Source organism: Xiashengella succiniciproducens, assembly GCF_023674465.1.
GTDB lineage: Bacteria > Bacteroidota > Bacteroidia > Bacteroidales > Marinilabiliaceae > Geofilum > Geofilum succiniciproducens.
The window spans coordinates 892004-906362 of the sequence record NZ_CP098400.1 but is presented as its reverse complement, the minus strand read 5'-3'; the positions used below and the strand labels follow the sequence as shown (position 1 = coordinate 906362).

Genomic DNA, 14359 nt, shown 5'->3' with positions numbered 1-14359 from the left:
TTTTTGCCATCAAACAGTCAATAATGCGAAAACTCAAGATTACAGAATTAAACAGATTAACGCCCGAAGAGTTTAAATATACGAAAAAACATCGTGTAATCGCTGTACTAGATAACGTTAGAAGCCTTCATAATGTGGGAAGTGTCTTTAGAACAGCTGATGCCTTTTGCCTGGAGGCTGTTTATCTCTGTGGTATAACTGCTACTCCGCCTCACAATGAGATTCACAAGACAGCATTGGGAGCCGAGGACACAGTCGAATGGAAGTATTTTGAGGATACACTATATGCAGTGCGTGAACTCAGGGAAAGAGGCTATGTGATAATAGCGGCCGAACAGGTTGATAAAAGTATTATGCTAACCTCCTTTGCACCGGAAGCGGATAAGGGCTATGCACTTATTTTCGGAAATGAAGTAAAGGGGGTACAACAACAGGTGATAGACCTATGCGATTATTGCATCGAAATACCACAGTTTGGTACCAAACACTCACTCAATGTCTCGGTCTCGGCCGGAATAGTTCTGTGGGAAACAGTTAAACTGCTTTCGCAAAAGGCAATAAACCGGCTTTGATGACGTATTGTAATAAGAAAAACTACCAACCCGGCCGTCCCTTGATAGTCTGCTTAGAACCTAAACCTCATCAGGGTGGATCTTGAAAAAGAAATAAAGCATTGATATGAATAAACCCAGAATAGTATTTATGGGCACACCGGAGTTTGCTGCACATAGCCTCCAGGCCCTGCACGATAGCGGAGCAAACTTAGTTGCGGTGGTAACAGCCCCCGACCGCAGGAGCGGCCGGGGCATGAAACTCACAAGTTCAGCCGTTGGGGAAACAGCCGGGAACTTGGGTTTGCCAGTGCTCAAACCTGAGAAACTCAAAGATCCGGTTTTCCTTGATGCTTTACGGGAGCTGAAACCAGACCTGCAAGTTGTTGTAGCCTTCCGTATGTTGCCCGAAGCTGTATGGGCATTACCACCAATGGGAACGTTCAATCTTCATGCGTCCCTGCTGCCACAGTACCGCGGTGCTGCTCCTATCAATCATGCTATTATTAATGGTGAAAAGGTGACAGGGGTAACAACCTTCTTTATTAACCATGAAATAGACACAGGTAATATACTGTTCAGGGAAGAAGTCAGTATCCTAGATGAAGATGATGCCGGTACCCTGCACGACAAGTTGATGGAGACAGGTGCACAGCTAATTATCAGAACCATAGATGCAATTGCTTCAGGGAAAATACACCCCCTGCCTCAGGATGAGTTAACCGGGAATGAGATTCTCAAACCGGCTCCCAAGATTTTCAAAGAAGATTGCAAAATTGACTGGAGCCTGGACCCGGTGACTATCCACAACAAGATAAGGGGTCTTAGTCCATATCCTGCAGCCTGGACCGAGTTTATACTAAAGGATGGAAGTGTGGCTAGCGTTAAGATTTTCCGTACTGCAATAACAAATGACAAACTGGCTCAGGGTGAGATTTCATGTGATGGGAAATCCGTGCTAAAGATAGGATGCAGAGGAGGTGCACTTCAAATACTGGAGCTTCAGCTTGCAGGTAAGAAACGCTTGGCTACAGCCGAGTTCTTGCGGGGCTTTGATCATGGTTCACTTGACAAAGTAAAGTGACACTACCGACCTTTCTGCACCTGTCAGTCAATTAGCCTAAAATCCTTATATTTGTTATCGTTAATCCGGAAAAACATGAGAAACAAACTCCTGATCTTTATTGCAGTTCTGCTACTGCTACCCTTCGGCCTTCATTCCCAACGTATCACACGACGCGAATATATTGAAACATACAAAGACTGGGCAATACAAAATATGCAGGAAACAGGTATTCCTGCCTCTATCACTTTGGCACAAGGGATACTTGAATCTGCTTCTGGAAACAGCAAACTGGCAAGGGAAGATAACAACCACTTTGGTATCAAGTGCCATAGTGACTGGAAAGGAGAACGTGTGTACCATCATGATGACGCCCGCAATGAATGTTTCAGGAAGTATAAGTCTCCTTACGACTCATTCAAGGATCATGCAGAATTCCTGACAACCAGGGATCGTTACGCCTTTCTGTTCGAACTTCCTACAACTGATTATAAGGGTTGGGCACGCGGACTAAGTAAGGCTGGTTATGCAACCAATCCTCAGTATCCCGAACTCCTTATAAGGATTATCGAGGAGGAAGGTCTGTACACATATGACCAGAACATCTCAGAAGCAGCCAAGCAGGCGTACCGTAATAATCAGAGACAACGCCTGTCTTCCGACATTGTGATAAATGCCTTTGAAAAGAGGGCTGTCAAATACAATAACGGGGTAAAATATATTGAACTCAAAGAAGGTGATACATTCAAGAGCATATCACAGATGTTCGGTCTGAAAGATTGGGAATTGCCGACATATAATGACCTTCCTGCTAATGCAGATTTGAGTAAGTATGCTATCCTATATATCGAATCCAAACGTAGAAATGCTCACCCTAACCATAAGACACACGTAGTAAAAAATGGCGAAACCATGCATGCAATAAGCCAGCAATATGGGGTAAGACTCAAAAAGCTGTACTATTACAATGAGATGGAGCCGGGCACTGAGCCACAATCAGGTGAAATAATAAAGTTGAGAAAAAAGATTAAGTAGGGAGACATGATAGAAAAAACCGTAACAATAAAACTGTCAGTATATGACAGAAACCAGGTAGATGCAGATGCAAAACGCATAATTGATGCGGCTTTTGAGATTGCACGCAACGCCTATGCACCTTACTCGGGCTTTAGTGTAGGAGCTGCTCTGCTCCTAGCAAATGGTGAGATAGTAACCGGATGCAATCAGGAAAATGCTGCCTATCCGTCGGGACTTTGTGCGGAAAGAGTAGCACTCTTTAGTGCAGGAGCACACTATCCCAATGTGGCGGTAAAACAGATGGCAATTGTTGCATTAAAGGATGGACAACCTGTAGCTGTTGCTCCCTGCGGTGCCTGCCGTCAGGTGATTCTCGAATCTCTGGCTAGACAGACTGCTTCCTTCCCTGTCTATCTTGCAGAAGAGCACAAGGTCACCAAGGTAGAAAATGCAGGCGACCTCCTGCCCCTTGCCTTTGGTCCTGATAGTCTTTAATCTTCTATTTCCTTCAATACCTTTTCGACCTCTTCTTGGGTTTGCAGCAACTTCTGCCTGCAAATCCGGATTAGTTCGCTAACCCTCTTTACCTTTTCAGACATCTCATCGACATCAAGCTCTTCCCTTTCCATTAGTTCAAGGATCTGCTCGATTTCAGTTACTGCACTTTTGTATGTAATCTTTTCCTTTGCCATAGCTACATTTTTTACTCGATTTCTGATGGAACCGTAAATCGGATAGTAGTACCCTCATCAGGTTCGCTTTCTGCTATTATCTCTCCCTTATTAAGTTCTACAAATTCCTTGCATAAAACAAGTCCAAGACCGGTTCCCTGCTCATTGAAAGTGCCTGTAGTACTCTGCTTATTTTCGGCAATAAACAGGTTGTCAAGCTGCTTCTTATCCATTCCTATACCCCTGTCTGTAACCGATATCTCTATCATACCGTCCTTATTCTTATGCCCTTTGACATAAATGGTACTACCCACACGTGAAAACTTGATAGCATTGCTTATCAGGTTTCTCAACACTGTTGAGTAAATATTGGAATCTGCATAAGCTATCAGGTTATTCTCAAGGTTCAGTGCAATTACTATATCTTTCTCCTGCACGCTTATCCTAAGCAGGTTTACAATATTACTGCTGATCACATTGAGATCTATCTTCTCGGGGTTATATTGAATCTTACCCGTTTGCACCCTTGACCATTGCAACAGGTCATCCACAAGAGTAAAAAGCCTTCCCGATGAATTAAATATCTGCATGCAGTGGTGCTGAACCTGCTCAGCATTCATACTCTCAGCATGCAACATCAAAAGCTCCGACAAACCCATCAGCGAATTAAAAGGGCTTTTAAGGTCATGTGCAACTATAGAAAAAAACTTATCCCTTGATTCAACCAGTTGCTGTGCCTCCAACAGCTCCATTTTCTTTACCGTAAGTTCCTTCTTTAGCTTAATGCAACAAAGTGCCAGAACAGCTATTGCTACCAGAGTCAGCAACAAACCAATCAAGGCAAGGAAAAGTACGTTCATAAAAACATTACAATTATTTAATCTCCTATATAAGAATTAGTCAACTTTGTTTTCTGCATTATCAATATCCTTGACTTCGCTTAGGAAGCTACCATCCTTTAGTATGGTCTCCACTACTTTACCAGGCTTTAAGCCCGTTGTTGACTTAAGCGCCCTGCCTTCAACTCTGGTTATCGAAAATCCTCTCTTTAGCACTTCAACAGGATCATTAAGCTTGTTACTCTTTTCCAGCATCTCAAGTTTCATTCCGGCATGAGACAAGAATCTGGCTGTGGAAAGCTTCAGCTTTTCACAGCCACGCTCCAGTCTTCTGTCCTCATTCTCAATTATGCGCTTGAATACCTGCCTGGTTCTCATAGACTGCCTTTGAAGTACGTTTCCACGCTTCTCCAGATGCAGCTTCACCATTCCAGGCAAACGACCAGCCACACCTTCCAGATAGCGGTTATTTCCCGCTAATAACTTAGCTGTCTGCTGGTGGAGCTGAAACATTGACCTTTCAATTAGAGTCCGGTTACCCTGAATCTGCTCTCTTGTAAGATTCTTCAGATTACGCCCAAAACTATTTACCTTCTCAAGGACAGAAGAAGCACCTGCAATCAGGAATTCTGCTACTGCAGTAGGTGTTTTTGCAGAAGTATGAGCTACCATATCAGTTACCGACACATCCCTCTCATGACCAATGCCGCTTATAATTGGCATGGGAAACTGTGCTACATGGTATGCCAGCCAATAATCATCAAAACATAGCAGATCGAGAGAAGCTCCACCACCCCGAATAAGTACAACTACATCAAAGTACTCAGAATAGTTGTTAACCTTTTCAAGAGCTGCAATAATAGACTCGGGAGCCTTGTCACCCTGCATAATTGCAGGAAACAGCTTGTGGTAAAACTTAATGCCGTATAAATTCTTTGCCAGCTGATCTGCAAAGTCTCCGTATCCGGCAGCTGTAGGAGATGATATAACGGCAATACGTTGGGGAACTAGGGGCAAATCCAACTCCTTGTTCATATTGAATACCCCCTCCTCCTGTAGTTTGCGTATTACTTCAAGTCGACGCTGCTCCAGATCTCCAAGGGTATATGCCGGATCTATCTCCTTAATATTGAAACTGAGTCCGTACAACTCCTGATACTCAACGCTACCCCTGACAAGAACCTTGATACCGTTACTTAAGGGGCGCTTGGCTGTGTTCTCAAAGAAAGGCTTCAGAGTACGATAGGTATAACTCCATATAGTTGCCCTAAGACGTGCTATAACCTGATTACTGAATTCATCCTTCTCTACAAGGTCAAGGTAGCAATGACCGTTGGCATGCTCACGGAGTTCGGCAACCTCAGCACGCACCCATACCTGGGCAGGTAAGTTATTGCTGATTACCTGCCTTATCTGATTGTTTAACTCAAATAACGATATGGATTCTCGGGTCATAAAAATCTCTTTTGATTATCGGACCATCATATAGGAATCAGGATCATCTTTAAAGTGTTCAGGGTCTTTTAACCTACCCCGGTTCTTCTCAAACTCACTAAAACGCTCGTTCTCTCTGAGCTCAAGTATATCTTGTTCCTTGGGTACTCCATTCTCAAATGTCAGCTTGTAATCCAGCTGTCCCAATGCTGTGAAGAAAAACCAGGTACCATCAAGCTGATCCATATTGTACATACCATATATCTCACGGTTACCATTCTCAAAATACACTGTATAGGGACCATGCAACTTACCATTCGTGAAAGATGTAGTAACTCTCGTTGCTCCCGATGGATACCACTGAGTCTCGGGGCCTTGCTGAACACCGTCCTTCCATGTAGTCAGAAGTGCCGGTTTACCATTCTCATAATATGTATAGGATTCACCATCCTTCAGATTGTCCTTGTAATTCTCACGGGAAATAAGGACACCTTTACTATTGTAAAACAGCCACTCCCCTTCCTTGTTATTGCCAATATACCTACCCTCAGCTACCTTTCTGCCATTCTCATCATAGAGCTCACCTTGTCCGTTTACACCAGCATCGTCATATACTATCCTTGCCATCATCTTACCGTTGGAATGATATCTGATCATCTCACCAACAGGTTTGTCATCCTTGAAGGTAGCCTTATACATCAGCTTCCCGTTGGGATAGATTCTCTCCCACTTACCCTGCTTCAGACCCTCTGCATCCACCATGTTTATTTCCTCCACAGGAGTCACAGTATTCTGGGAATAAACAGTGAATGCTCCAAGAGCCAACAATACCGCAGCAATAATTCTAACTATCTTCATAACAGTAATTTACAGCAAAAATTCTCATTCTCCGCATATGTTATACAAACTTAATTAATAATTCAAATTTTCCTGACCAATTATTGTTCCAAAACCGAACAAAATAAAAAACCGCTGTGATTTCTCACAGCGGTTTGCAGATTGATCTTATCTCAACCTATCTTACTTTACTTCTTCGAAGTCAACGTCGGTAACGTCATCACCGCCCTGGCTGTTGCCAGCACCATCGGTATTATGTGCTGAGCCACCGGGTTGTGCACCACCGCTTGCCTGGCTTGCATTGTACATATCCTGTGATGCAGCCTGGAACACAGCATTGAGTTCGCTGGTAGCAGCATCAATGCCGGCAAGGTCTTCGCTCTTGTGAGCATCTTTCAGCTTTTGAAGGGCTGCTTCAATCGGAGCCTTTTTGTCGGCAGGAATCTTATCGCCAAACTCCTTAAGCTGCTTTTCTGTCTGGAAGATCAAACTGTCAGCTGTATTCAGTTTTTCGATGCGTTCCTTTGCCAACCTGTCAGCTTCAGCATTGGCTGCAGCTTCTTCCTTCATCTTCTTGATTTCATCATCTGTAAGACCAGAAGAGGCCTCGATTCTGATGCTTTGCTCCTTACCAGTTGCCTTATCCTTAGCCTTTACATTCAAGATACCATTGGCATCTATATCAAAGGTCACTTCAATTTGTGGTACACCACGAGGTGCCGGTGGAATACCGTCAAGGTGGAAGCGGCCGATAGTTTTATTGTCTCTGGCAAGAGGACGTTCTCCCTGAAGCACATGGATTTCAACTGAAGGTTGATTGTCTGCTGCAGTTGTAAAGGTCTCCGACTTCTTGGTCGGTATGGTAGTGTTGGCTTCAATTAGCTTTGTCATCACACCACCCATGGTTTCGATACCCAGTGAAAGCGGAGTAACGTCGAGAAGCAACACATCCTTAACATCTCCTGACAACACACCACCCTGAATTGCAGCTCCGAGAGCAACAACCTCATCAGGGTTAACACCCTTTGATGGCTTCTTGCCAAAGAAATCCTCAACAATCTTTTGTATTGCAGGTATACGGGTTGAACCACCGACAAGGATTACCTCATCAATGTCAGATGCTGTCAGACCGGCATCCTTAAGTGCAGCCTTACACGGCTCAATAGCACGACGGATAAGTTGATCTGAAAGCTGTTCAAATTGAGCACGTGTCAGCGTCTTAACAAGGTGCTTGGGTACTCCGTCAACCGGCATTATATATGGCAGGTTGATTTCTGTAGTAGTAGAGCTTGAAAGCTCAATCTTAGCCTTTTCAGCAGCATCTTTCAGACGCTGCAGCGCCATAGCATCCTTACGCAGGTCAATACCTTCTTCTTTCTTGAACTCCTCTGCCAACCAGTTGATAATTACATCATCGAAGTCATCACCGCCAAGGTGAGTATCTCCATTGGTTGACTTAACTTCAAATACACCATCGCCTAGTTCGAGGATTGAAATATCAAAGGTACCACCTCCAAGGTCGAAGACAGCAATCTTCATATCCCTGTCCTTCTTATCAAGACCATAGGCTAATGATGCGGCAGTAGGCTCATTGATAATACGGGATACCTTAAGACCAGCAATTTCACCAGCTTCCTTGGTAGCTTGACGCTGTGCATCGTTGAAATATGCCGGAACTGTGATAACAGCTTCTGTAACTTCCTGACCAAGATAATCTTCGGCAGTTTTCTTCATCTTTTGAAGTACCATTGCCGAAATTTCCTGTGGTGAATATAAACGATCGTCTATCTTTACCCTAGGTGTATTGTTATCGCCTCTTACAACTTCATAAGGAACACGCTGTACCTCACCAGGTATATCGTTGTACATGGTTCCCATGAAACGCTTGATGGAGTATACTGTCTTTTTTGGATTTGTAATCGCCTGACGTTTTGCAGGGTCACCCACCTTTCTCTCTCCATTCTCCACAAACGCAACAATGGAAGGAGTGGTCCTCTTTCCTTCACTATTGGGGATCACAACAGCTTCGTTGCCTTCCATTACAGCAACACAAGAGTTGGTAGTACCCAGGTCTATTCCGATAATTTTTCCCATTGTATAATTTATTTTATCTGGTTCTATATTGATTCAATAACATGACTTTCTGATTCACAAAGGATGTGCCATTAAAATTCTAGTGCCAAAAATTGAAAAAATGGCACGCTGATGTAAGCAGGATTTGAAAATGGATATGCCAACAATCGTTGTTTGCCAATATCATCATGATGTATAAAACTAGTAAAGCCCTTGCAAAACAAGGGCTTTGAACTTTTATCATCGTACATACTGCTCAGTCAACCTGGCCTGACAGCCCTATATGACAATTCGTCACTTTTCCGCTTTTCCAGCAAAGGTTTTCAAAAACTGTACGCGCATATAAGCGGCTGGATTATTTATTTTGTTATGGCTGAGCATACCCCTGAAGTCATTTATTCCTTCAAAACCCTTGCTCTCCATCCAATTGCTCAATCCCTTGATAATCTCTGGCAAGCACGAGAGTCCGTTTCTGTACATAGCGGAGGCTACCTGCACTCCCTGGGCCCCAGCTGCAAGCATCTTTGCAGCAGTAAGGCCGTCATGTATACCGCCTGAAGCATAGATATCACATTCTACCTTGCCTGCTACCAGTCCTACCCATCTCAGGGTGTTAAGATACTCGGAAGGATCTGTATAAACAGGTCCTGCTCCAATAGTCATTTCATCCAAATTGAGGTCAGGTTTGAAAAAACGGTTGAAAAGCGTTATTCCTTTAACTCCCAGCGAATCAATTTGGGATATCATATTTCCAAGACCTGAATAGTAAGGGCTAATCTTAACACACACAGGAATATTAAGCTCAGCCATAGTATTCCTGATAATTTCAAGCGCTGCTTCTTCATATACCTGACCACTGGTCTCCATGTCCGCAGGCAGGGTGAAAATATTCAACTCAAGTCCATCGGCTCCGGCTTCCTGAAGATACTTAGCAAAATAGTGCCATTTGCCCGGACTTACGCAGTTGATACTTGCGATAATGGGTATGTCAACACTCTTTTTGGCTTCAAATATCAGCTTCAAGTAATCATTCAAAATCTCATCAACATCCAGCTTCTCATAAAACTCAAGCACCTCTGGATGATTGATATTCAATGCATTTAAGCTTTCTTTCCGGCGATTTAATTCGACTACTATCTCCTCCTCAAAAAGCGAATTCAGCACTACTGCCCCAGCGCCATTCCTTGCTAATTCAGCAATACAGACCGGACTTGATGTCAGTGTACTACTGGCAGCTATTATAGGAGAGGGCACGGGCAAGCCCATATAATATGTCGATAAATCTGTCATACTATTCGTTCTTGTCGTATTTAAAGAAGTGGAGGTTGTGTCCCATCCTTGTCTTCTTTGTTTGCATATAGAACAAATTATGTGGATTTGGTTTAATCTCAATAGGTACATTTTCTACAATCTGCAGACCGTATCCTTCAAGGCCAATGCGTTTTATGGGATTATTGGTCATCAGTCTCATCTTCTTAACTCCAAGAGATCTCAATATCTGAGCACCAACGCCATAATCTCTCTCGTCAGCCTCGAAGCCCAGTTCCACGTTGGCTTCAACAGTATCTAGACCCTGTTCCTGAAGTTTATATGCCTCTATCTTGTTCATTAGTCCGATACCACGACCTTCCTGGTTCATATAGACAATTACCCCCTTGCCTTCCTTGTCAATAGTCTCCATGGCTTTATGCAACTGATCACCACATTCGCAACGCATGGATCCGAAGATATCTCCTGTGGCACAGCTTGAATGAACCCTCACAAGTATAGCTTCATCAGGCTCCCACTCACCCTTAATAAGGGCCATATGTTCCAGACCATTAGACAACTGCTTAAAAGGAATAAATCTGAAGTCCCCATACCTTGTTGGCAGGTGAACTTCTACTCCACGCTCAATAAGGCTTTCCCGCTGCAGCCTATAGGCAATAAGGTCTCTTATCGTGATAATCTTAAGACCAAACTTCTCAGCAATTCTAACCAACTCAGGCATACGAGCCATAGTGCCATCCTCGTTCATTATCTCGACAAGGACTCCGGCAGGATACAAACCGGCAAGGCGTGCCAGGTCAACAGCAGCTTCTGTGTGACCGGATCTCCTGAGTACTCCTTTCTCCTTTGCCCTCAGTGGGAATATGTGTCCAGGGCGGCCAAGTGATTCAGGCCTGGTGTTTGGGTCTGCCAGAGCCCTTAGGGTACTGGCTCTGTCAGATGCAGATATACCTGTTGAACAACTATCATCTATCAGGTCAACAGATACTGTAAAGGGTGTTCCATGAAGTGAAGTATTCCTTCCCACCATCAATTCCAGTTCCAGTTCGTCACATCTTTTTTCAGTCAACGGAGCACAGATAAGTCCACGTCCGTAGGTAGCCATGAAGTTAACTTTCTCAGGAGTGATAAGCTCTGCTGCACATACGAAATCCCCTTCGTTTTCACGGTCTTCGTCATCAACAACAATTACTAGTTCCCCGTTTCGAATTGCTTCAATGGCCTCTTCTATAGTGTTAAGTTCAAACTCTTTTTGTAATGACATATCAGAAATTATTAATCGAACAAGTATAAGTAACAATGTACAATACCCTATTTAACAATGCCTTTTTTGGCAAGAAAGTCCCTAATCTTGTGGAGGTAAGAAAAATATACATCGGCATTCAGAAGGGTTGAATCATGGGCCGACTTGTATGTCAGGAATATACCTACCGGCAGCAGCACAACCGAAGAAAGCCACATCCCCTGATATACCTCCCACACTCCTTCCCTTGCAAATTTACCGCCCATAGTATCAATTATATAGTAAATTATAAAGAAGAACACAGAGATTACAACCGGCATACCCAGTCCTCCTTTCCTTATAATAGCACCAAGTGGAGCTCCAATAAAGAAGAAAATCAGACAGGCAAAGGACAAGGTAAATTTACGGTGTATCTCCATCTGGTGACGACGTATGCTTACATCCTCAACTTCTATATATTTCAACTGATTCTCTATTACACTCTTATGATCCCTGGCTGTACGGAGAGCCGATTGTACGACCATGATCTTACGATCATTATCAAGGGTGTTGTATAGTGAATCAAGATTAAAACTCTCAGACTTCTCAATGATAGCCAGCCTTTCATCTTTCATTTCAGGCATACGTGTAAAATAGAGGTGAGAAGCTCTTTCATCCAACAAAGTCACGAGCACCTTACGTCCGGCTCTGATTGAGTCCAGGTCATGGGTAAGCTGATTGAGGTTTTTCATCTTGTCGCTTCCTTTGAACAGGTTTTCATCTGACTTTGAAAAGTCGAAGCCCTGCAACTGGATTATTGCGATTTGCTCACCAAAGACATCCTTCCTGTGCATAGATGACTCACGACTCTGACGTCTTCCTCCACCACCGTTATTAACCTGAAATGGCATCATCCGCTCGTCATACCTCACACCATTAAAAAGAGTCAGCAACAGGTTCTTCTTGTCAGGTGAAACCTGAAGCTTGCCTGAGTCGGCAAGCGTCACATTGCTGTTGGCTGCCTGCTTATCACGATGGTCATAGATCATCACATCCTTCAGGAGATTTGTCTCTCTGTCCTTTTCCTCCACCTTGATGCTAAAGCCATCAACCCCCGGATAAAAAACACCTTCCTTCAGGTCGAGTTCGAGCCTTGTTTCCTTAACTCCATGCAGAATAGAAACCAGCTTCAGGTTGGCTACAGGAAGTACATTATTTGAAAATGCATAGGCAAGTATAGATATAATGACAGTGAGGACAATAAGAGGCATCATAATCCTTGTAAGCGAGACTCCGGCTGATTTAAGGGCTGTCAGCTCATAGTTCTCTCCCAGATTACCAAATGTCATCAGTGAGGCAAGTAGTATCGCAAGAGGCAATGCCATCGGCACTACCTGCAGCGAAGCGTAAAAAAGCAGCTCCAGCAATACATTCCATTCAAGCCCTTTGCCCACAAGGTCATCAACATAGCGCCAAAGGAATTGCATAACCAGGATGAACATGGCAATGAAAAATGTCATGATCAATGGGCCTGTGTAGCTCCTGAGTATAAACAAATGCAATCTTTTCATAGCGTTATGGCCGCTGCAAATCTTTATAAATAAAAAGACCCGGATACTCCGGTATCCGGGTGCAAATTTAGCAATTACAATTCAATTTCTTAGTTAAATTATATGGAACCCAAACCACGCTTGAGAGTATCAATCTGGCGGTTCCAAATCTCAATGAGATCATCCTTCTCATCAACATCAACATTATCTATTACAATCAGGGCAACATCTCCCGTCAACTCATCGACGTTAATCCTAAACTCAAACCACTCTCCTTCAAGTTCCTCATCATCAACCCAGGTATAGCGAACCAACTTGTTTTCCTTACGCACGGTCTGCTCAACCCTTTGCTCGCTACCCTCCCACCTCAGTACAAAAACTTTACCATCAATGTTCACCTCATCGGCAAACCACTCACTCAGGCCGGATGCGGTACTGATCCTGTTGAAAAGTAAGCCGGGCGTTGTATTAAGGATGTATTCCAACTCAATAGTTTCCTTTTGTCCTGCCATATTTTATGAGCTGTTATGAATTTTTAACTTCCACAATATAACAGTTTCATTCAATAAAAAAAAACAGGGGTATAAAAATGCTGTCAAGTGTCGCATAAGTTTCCTGAAATGCCTGCCAATAGTGCTGTACAGCAAAAAAGAAGAGGCATCCTCTCTGGAGGATGCCCCATTGCTAAATGCCAGTTAGCATGCTGTCTGTCTTACTTAATTTTCTCCTTTACGGCTTCAACTATTTTAGCTTCAACCTCTTCGGCCAGTTCTATATTATCCTTCAGCAGATCTTTAACTGCCTCACGACCCTGCCCCAACTTGGTATCACCATAACTAAACCAGCTGCCGCTCTTCTTGATAATGCCCAACTCAACTCCCATATCAACAATCTCGCCTGTTCTGGAGATACCTTCTCCATACATAATATCAAACTCAGCCTTACGGAATGGTGGAGCTACCTTGTTCTTTACAACACGAACGCGGGTCTGGCTTCCTACTACCTCATCACCATTCTTGAGCTGGGAAATCTTACGAATATCTAAACGGATGGAAGCATAGAATTTAAGCGCGTTACCACCGGTAGTGGTTTCAGGGTTACCAAACATAACACCAATCTTTTCACGCAACTGGTTGATAAAGATACAGCAGGTGTTGGTCTTTGAAATATTTGAGGTCAGCTTACGAAGGGCCTGTGACATAAGGCGAGCCTGAAGACCTACCTTGTTGTCGCCCATTTCACCTTCTATTTCTGCCTTTGGTGTAAGAGCTGCAACAGAGTCGATAACTATCAGATCTACAGCTGATGAACGAATAAGCTGGTCGGCAATTTCAAGTGCCTGCTCACCATTATCGGGCTGTGATATAAGGAGTTCCTCGATATTTACCCCTAGTTTCTCAGCATAAAAACGGTCAAAGGCATGCTCAGCGTCAATTATGGCTGCAATACCACCCATCTTCTGAACTTCAGCAATGGCATGGATAGCAAGAGTGGTCTTACCTGAGGACTCAGGACCATATATCTCTATGACCCTGCCGCGTGGATAACCACCCACACCAAGGGCCAGATTCAGGGAAACCGAACCGGAAGGTATAACGGGAATATTCTCATAGGCTGTATCGCCCATTCGCATAATCGCTCCTTTACCGTACGATTTCTCTATTTTATCCATTGTCAGTTGAAGCGCTTTAAGCTTCTCCGGACTGACCTTCGATTCCTTAACTTCCTTCCGTTCAGACATAACTGTATTTTTTTACCTTAAATATTTGCTTCGTGAAGTTATGAAAAAAGTTTTTGTCAAACAATCAATCCATATGTTCGAACCCAAGCACC

14 protein-coding genes are annotated in these 14359 nt (G+C 43.6%); 4 read left to right on the top strand and 10 right to left on the bottom strand.

Going from position 1 to position 14359, the window contains the following annotated elements:
- The first annotated feature begins 23 nt into the window (after window positions 1–23).
- From M9189_RS03875 to cdd, 4 genes are all read left to right on the top strand, one after another.
- On the top strand, window positions 24–572 hold the full coding sequence (locus tag M9189_RS03875; protein ID WP_250724742.1) for an RNA methyltransferase: 549 nt from the start codon (window positions 24–26) through the stop codon (window positions 570–572).
- Window positions 573–678: 106 nt separating this feature from the next.
- Window positions 679–1635 carry a methionyl-tRNA formyltransferase gene (fmt, locus tag M9189_RS03870; RefSeq protein ID WP_250724740.1) on the top strand — a complete coding sequence of 319 codons (957 nt, stop codon included), beginning with the start codon at window positions 679–681 and terminating at the stop codon, window positions 1633–1635.
- 75 nt (window positions 1636–1710) lie between these two features.
- Window positions 1711–2649 carry a glucosaminidase domain-containing protein gene (locus tag M9189_RS03865; protein ID WP_250724738.1) on the top strand — a complete coding sequence of 313 codons (939 nt, stop codon included), beginning with the start codon at window positions 1711–1713 and terminating at the stop codon, window positions 2647–2649.
- A 6-nt stretch (window positions 2650–2655) separates the two neighbouring features.
- Window positions 2656–3126 carry a cytidine deaminase gene (gene cdd / locus M9189_RS03860; RefSeq protein WP_250724736.1) on the top strand — a complete coding sequence of 157 codons (471 nt, stop codon included), beginning with the start codon at window positions 2656–2658 and terminating at the stop codon, window positions 3124–3126.
- On the opposite strand, the gene xseB is transcribed toward cdd, so the two are convergent.
- From xseB to recA, 10 genes are all read right to left on the bottom strand, one after another.
- Window positions 3123–3323, bottom strand: a complete 201-nt coding sequence (gene xseB, locus M9189_RS03855; protein WP_250724734.1) for an exodeoxyribonuclease VII small subunit — start codon at window positions 3321–3323, stop codon at window positions 3123–3125. The two genes, cdd and xseB, sit on opposite strands and share 4 nt — an antisense overlap.
- A gap of 11 nt (window positions 3324–3334) precedes the next feature.
- Window positions 3335–4162 carry a sensor histidine kinase gene (locus M9189_RS03850; protein ID WP_250724732.1) on the bottom strand — a complete coding sequence of 276 codons (828 nt, stop codon included), beginning with the start codon at window positions 4160–4162 and terminating at the stop codon, window positions 3335–3337.
- A 36-nt stretch (window positions 4163–4198) separates the two neighbouring features.
- Window positions 4199–5596, bottom strand: coding sequence for an exodeoxyribonuclease VII large subunit (gene xseA / locus M9189_RS03845; RefSeq protein WP_250724730.1), 1398 nt, complete (start codon window positions 5594–5596; stop codon window positions 4199–4201).
- A 15-nt stretch (window positions 5597–5611) separates the two neighbouring features.
- On the bottom strand, window positions 5612–6433 hold the full coding sequence (locus M9189_RS03840) for a toxin-antitoxin system YwqK family antitoxin (RefSeq protein ID WP_250724728.1): 822 nt from the start codon (window positions 6431–6433) through the stop codon (window positions 5612–5614).
- A gap of 162 nt (window positions 6434–6595) precedes the next feature.
- Window positions 6596–8506: a molecular chaperone DnaK gene (dnaK, locus tag M9189_RS03835; RefSeq protein WP_250724727.1), complete on the bottom strand. Its 1911-nt coding sequence runs from the start codon at window positions 8504–8506 to the stop codon at window positions 6596–6598.
- 273 nt (window positions 8507–8779) lie between these two features.
- Entirely contained in the window at window positions 8780–9775 is a 996-nt protein-coding gene (locus tag M9189_RS03830) for a dihydroorotate dehydrogenase-like protein (RefSeq protein ID WP_250724725.1), read from the bottom strand.
- Between the two features lies 1 nt (window position 9776).
- Complete coding sequence (locus M9189_RS03825; RefSeq protein ID WP_250724723.1) at window positions 9777–11018, bottom strand: bifunctional 3,4-dihydroxy-2-butanone-4-phosphate synthase/GTP cyclohydrolase II; 1242 nt, start codon at window positions 11016–11018, stop codon at window positions 9777–9779.
- A gap of 47 nt (window positions 11019–11065) precedes the next feature.
- Window positions 11066–12496: an LptF/LptG family permease gene (locus tag M9189_RS03820; protein WP_250724721.1), complete on the bottom strand. Its 1431-nt coding sequence runs from the start codon at window positions 12494–12496 to the stop codon at window positions 11066–11068.
- A gap of 149 nt (window positions 12497–12645) precedes the next feature.
- The gene (locus tag M9189_RS03815; protein ID WP_250724719.1) at window positions 12646–13038 is read right to left on the bottom strand and encodes an START-like domain-containing protein; all 393 of its coding nucleotides are present in this window, start codon (window positions 13036–13038) and stop codon (window positions 12646–12648) included.
- Window positions 13039–13238: 200 nt separating this feature from the next.
- Window positions 13239–14267 carry a recombinase RecA gene (gene recA, locus M9189_RS03810; RefSeq protein WP_250724717.1) on the bottom strand — a complete coding sequence of 343 codons (1029 nt, stop codon included), beginning with the start codon at window positions 14265–14267 and terminating at the stop codon, window positions 13239–13241.
- Window positions 14268–14359: the final 92 nt, after the last annotated feature.

Bases quoted from the DNA above. Each gene is read 5' to 3' on its own strand.
- xseB (WP_250724734.1), bottom strand. From the start codon at position 3,323: ATGGCAAAGGAAAAGATTACATACAAAAGTGCAGTAACTGAAATCGAG.
- dnaK (WP_250724727.1), bottom strand. From the start codon at position 8,506: ATGGGAAAAATTATCGGAATAGACCTGGGTACTACCAACTCTTGTGTT.
- M9189_RS03850 (WP_250724732.1), bottom strand. From the start codon at position 4,162: ATGAACGTACTTTTCCTTGCCTTGATTGGTTTGTTGCTGACTCTGGTA.
- fmt (WP_250724740.1), top strand. From the start codon at position 679: ATGAATAAACCCAGAATAGTATTTATGGGCACACCGGAGTTTGCTGCA.
- M9189_RS03825 (WP_250724723.1), bottom strand. From the start codon at position 11,018: ATGTCATTACAAAAAGAGTTTGAACTTAACACTATAGAAGAGGCCATT.
- M9189_RS03875 (WP_250724742.1), top strand. From the start codon at position 24: ATGCGAAAACTCAAGATTACAGAATTAAACAGATTAACGCCCGAAGAG.
- xseA (WP_250724730.1), bottom strand. From the start codon at position 5,596: ATGACCCGAGAATCCATATCGTTATTTGAGTTAAACAATCAGATAAGG.
- M9189_RS03830 (WP_250724725.1), bottom strand. From the start codon at position 9,775: ATGACAGATTTATCGACATATTATATGGGCTTGCCCGTGCCCTCTCCT.
- M9189_RS03840 (WP_250724728.1), bottom strand. From the start codon at position 6,433: ATGAAGATAGTTAGAATTATTGCTGCGGTATTGTTGGCTCTTGGAGCA.
- recA (WP_250724717.1), bottom strand. From the start codon at position 14,267: ATGTCTGAACGGAAGGAAGTTAAGGAATCGAAGGTCAGTCCGGAGAAG.
- M9189_RS03865 (WP_250724738.1), top strand. From the start codon at position 1,711: ATGAGAAACAAACTCCTGATCTTTATTGCAGTTCTGCTACTGCTACCC.
- cdd (WP_250724736.1), top strand. From the start codon at position 2,656: ATGATAGAAAAAACCGTAACAATAAAACTGTCAGTATATGACAGAAAC.
- M9189_RS03820 (WP_250724721.1), bottom strand. From the start codon at position 12,496: ATGACATTTTTCATTGCCATGTTCATCCTGGTTATGCAATTCCTTTGG.
- M9189_RS03815 (WP_250724719.1), bottom strand. From the start codon at position 13,038: ATGGCAGGACAAAAGGAAACTATTGAGTTGGAATACATCCTTAATACA.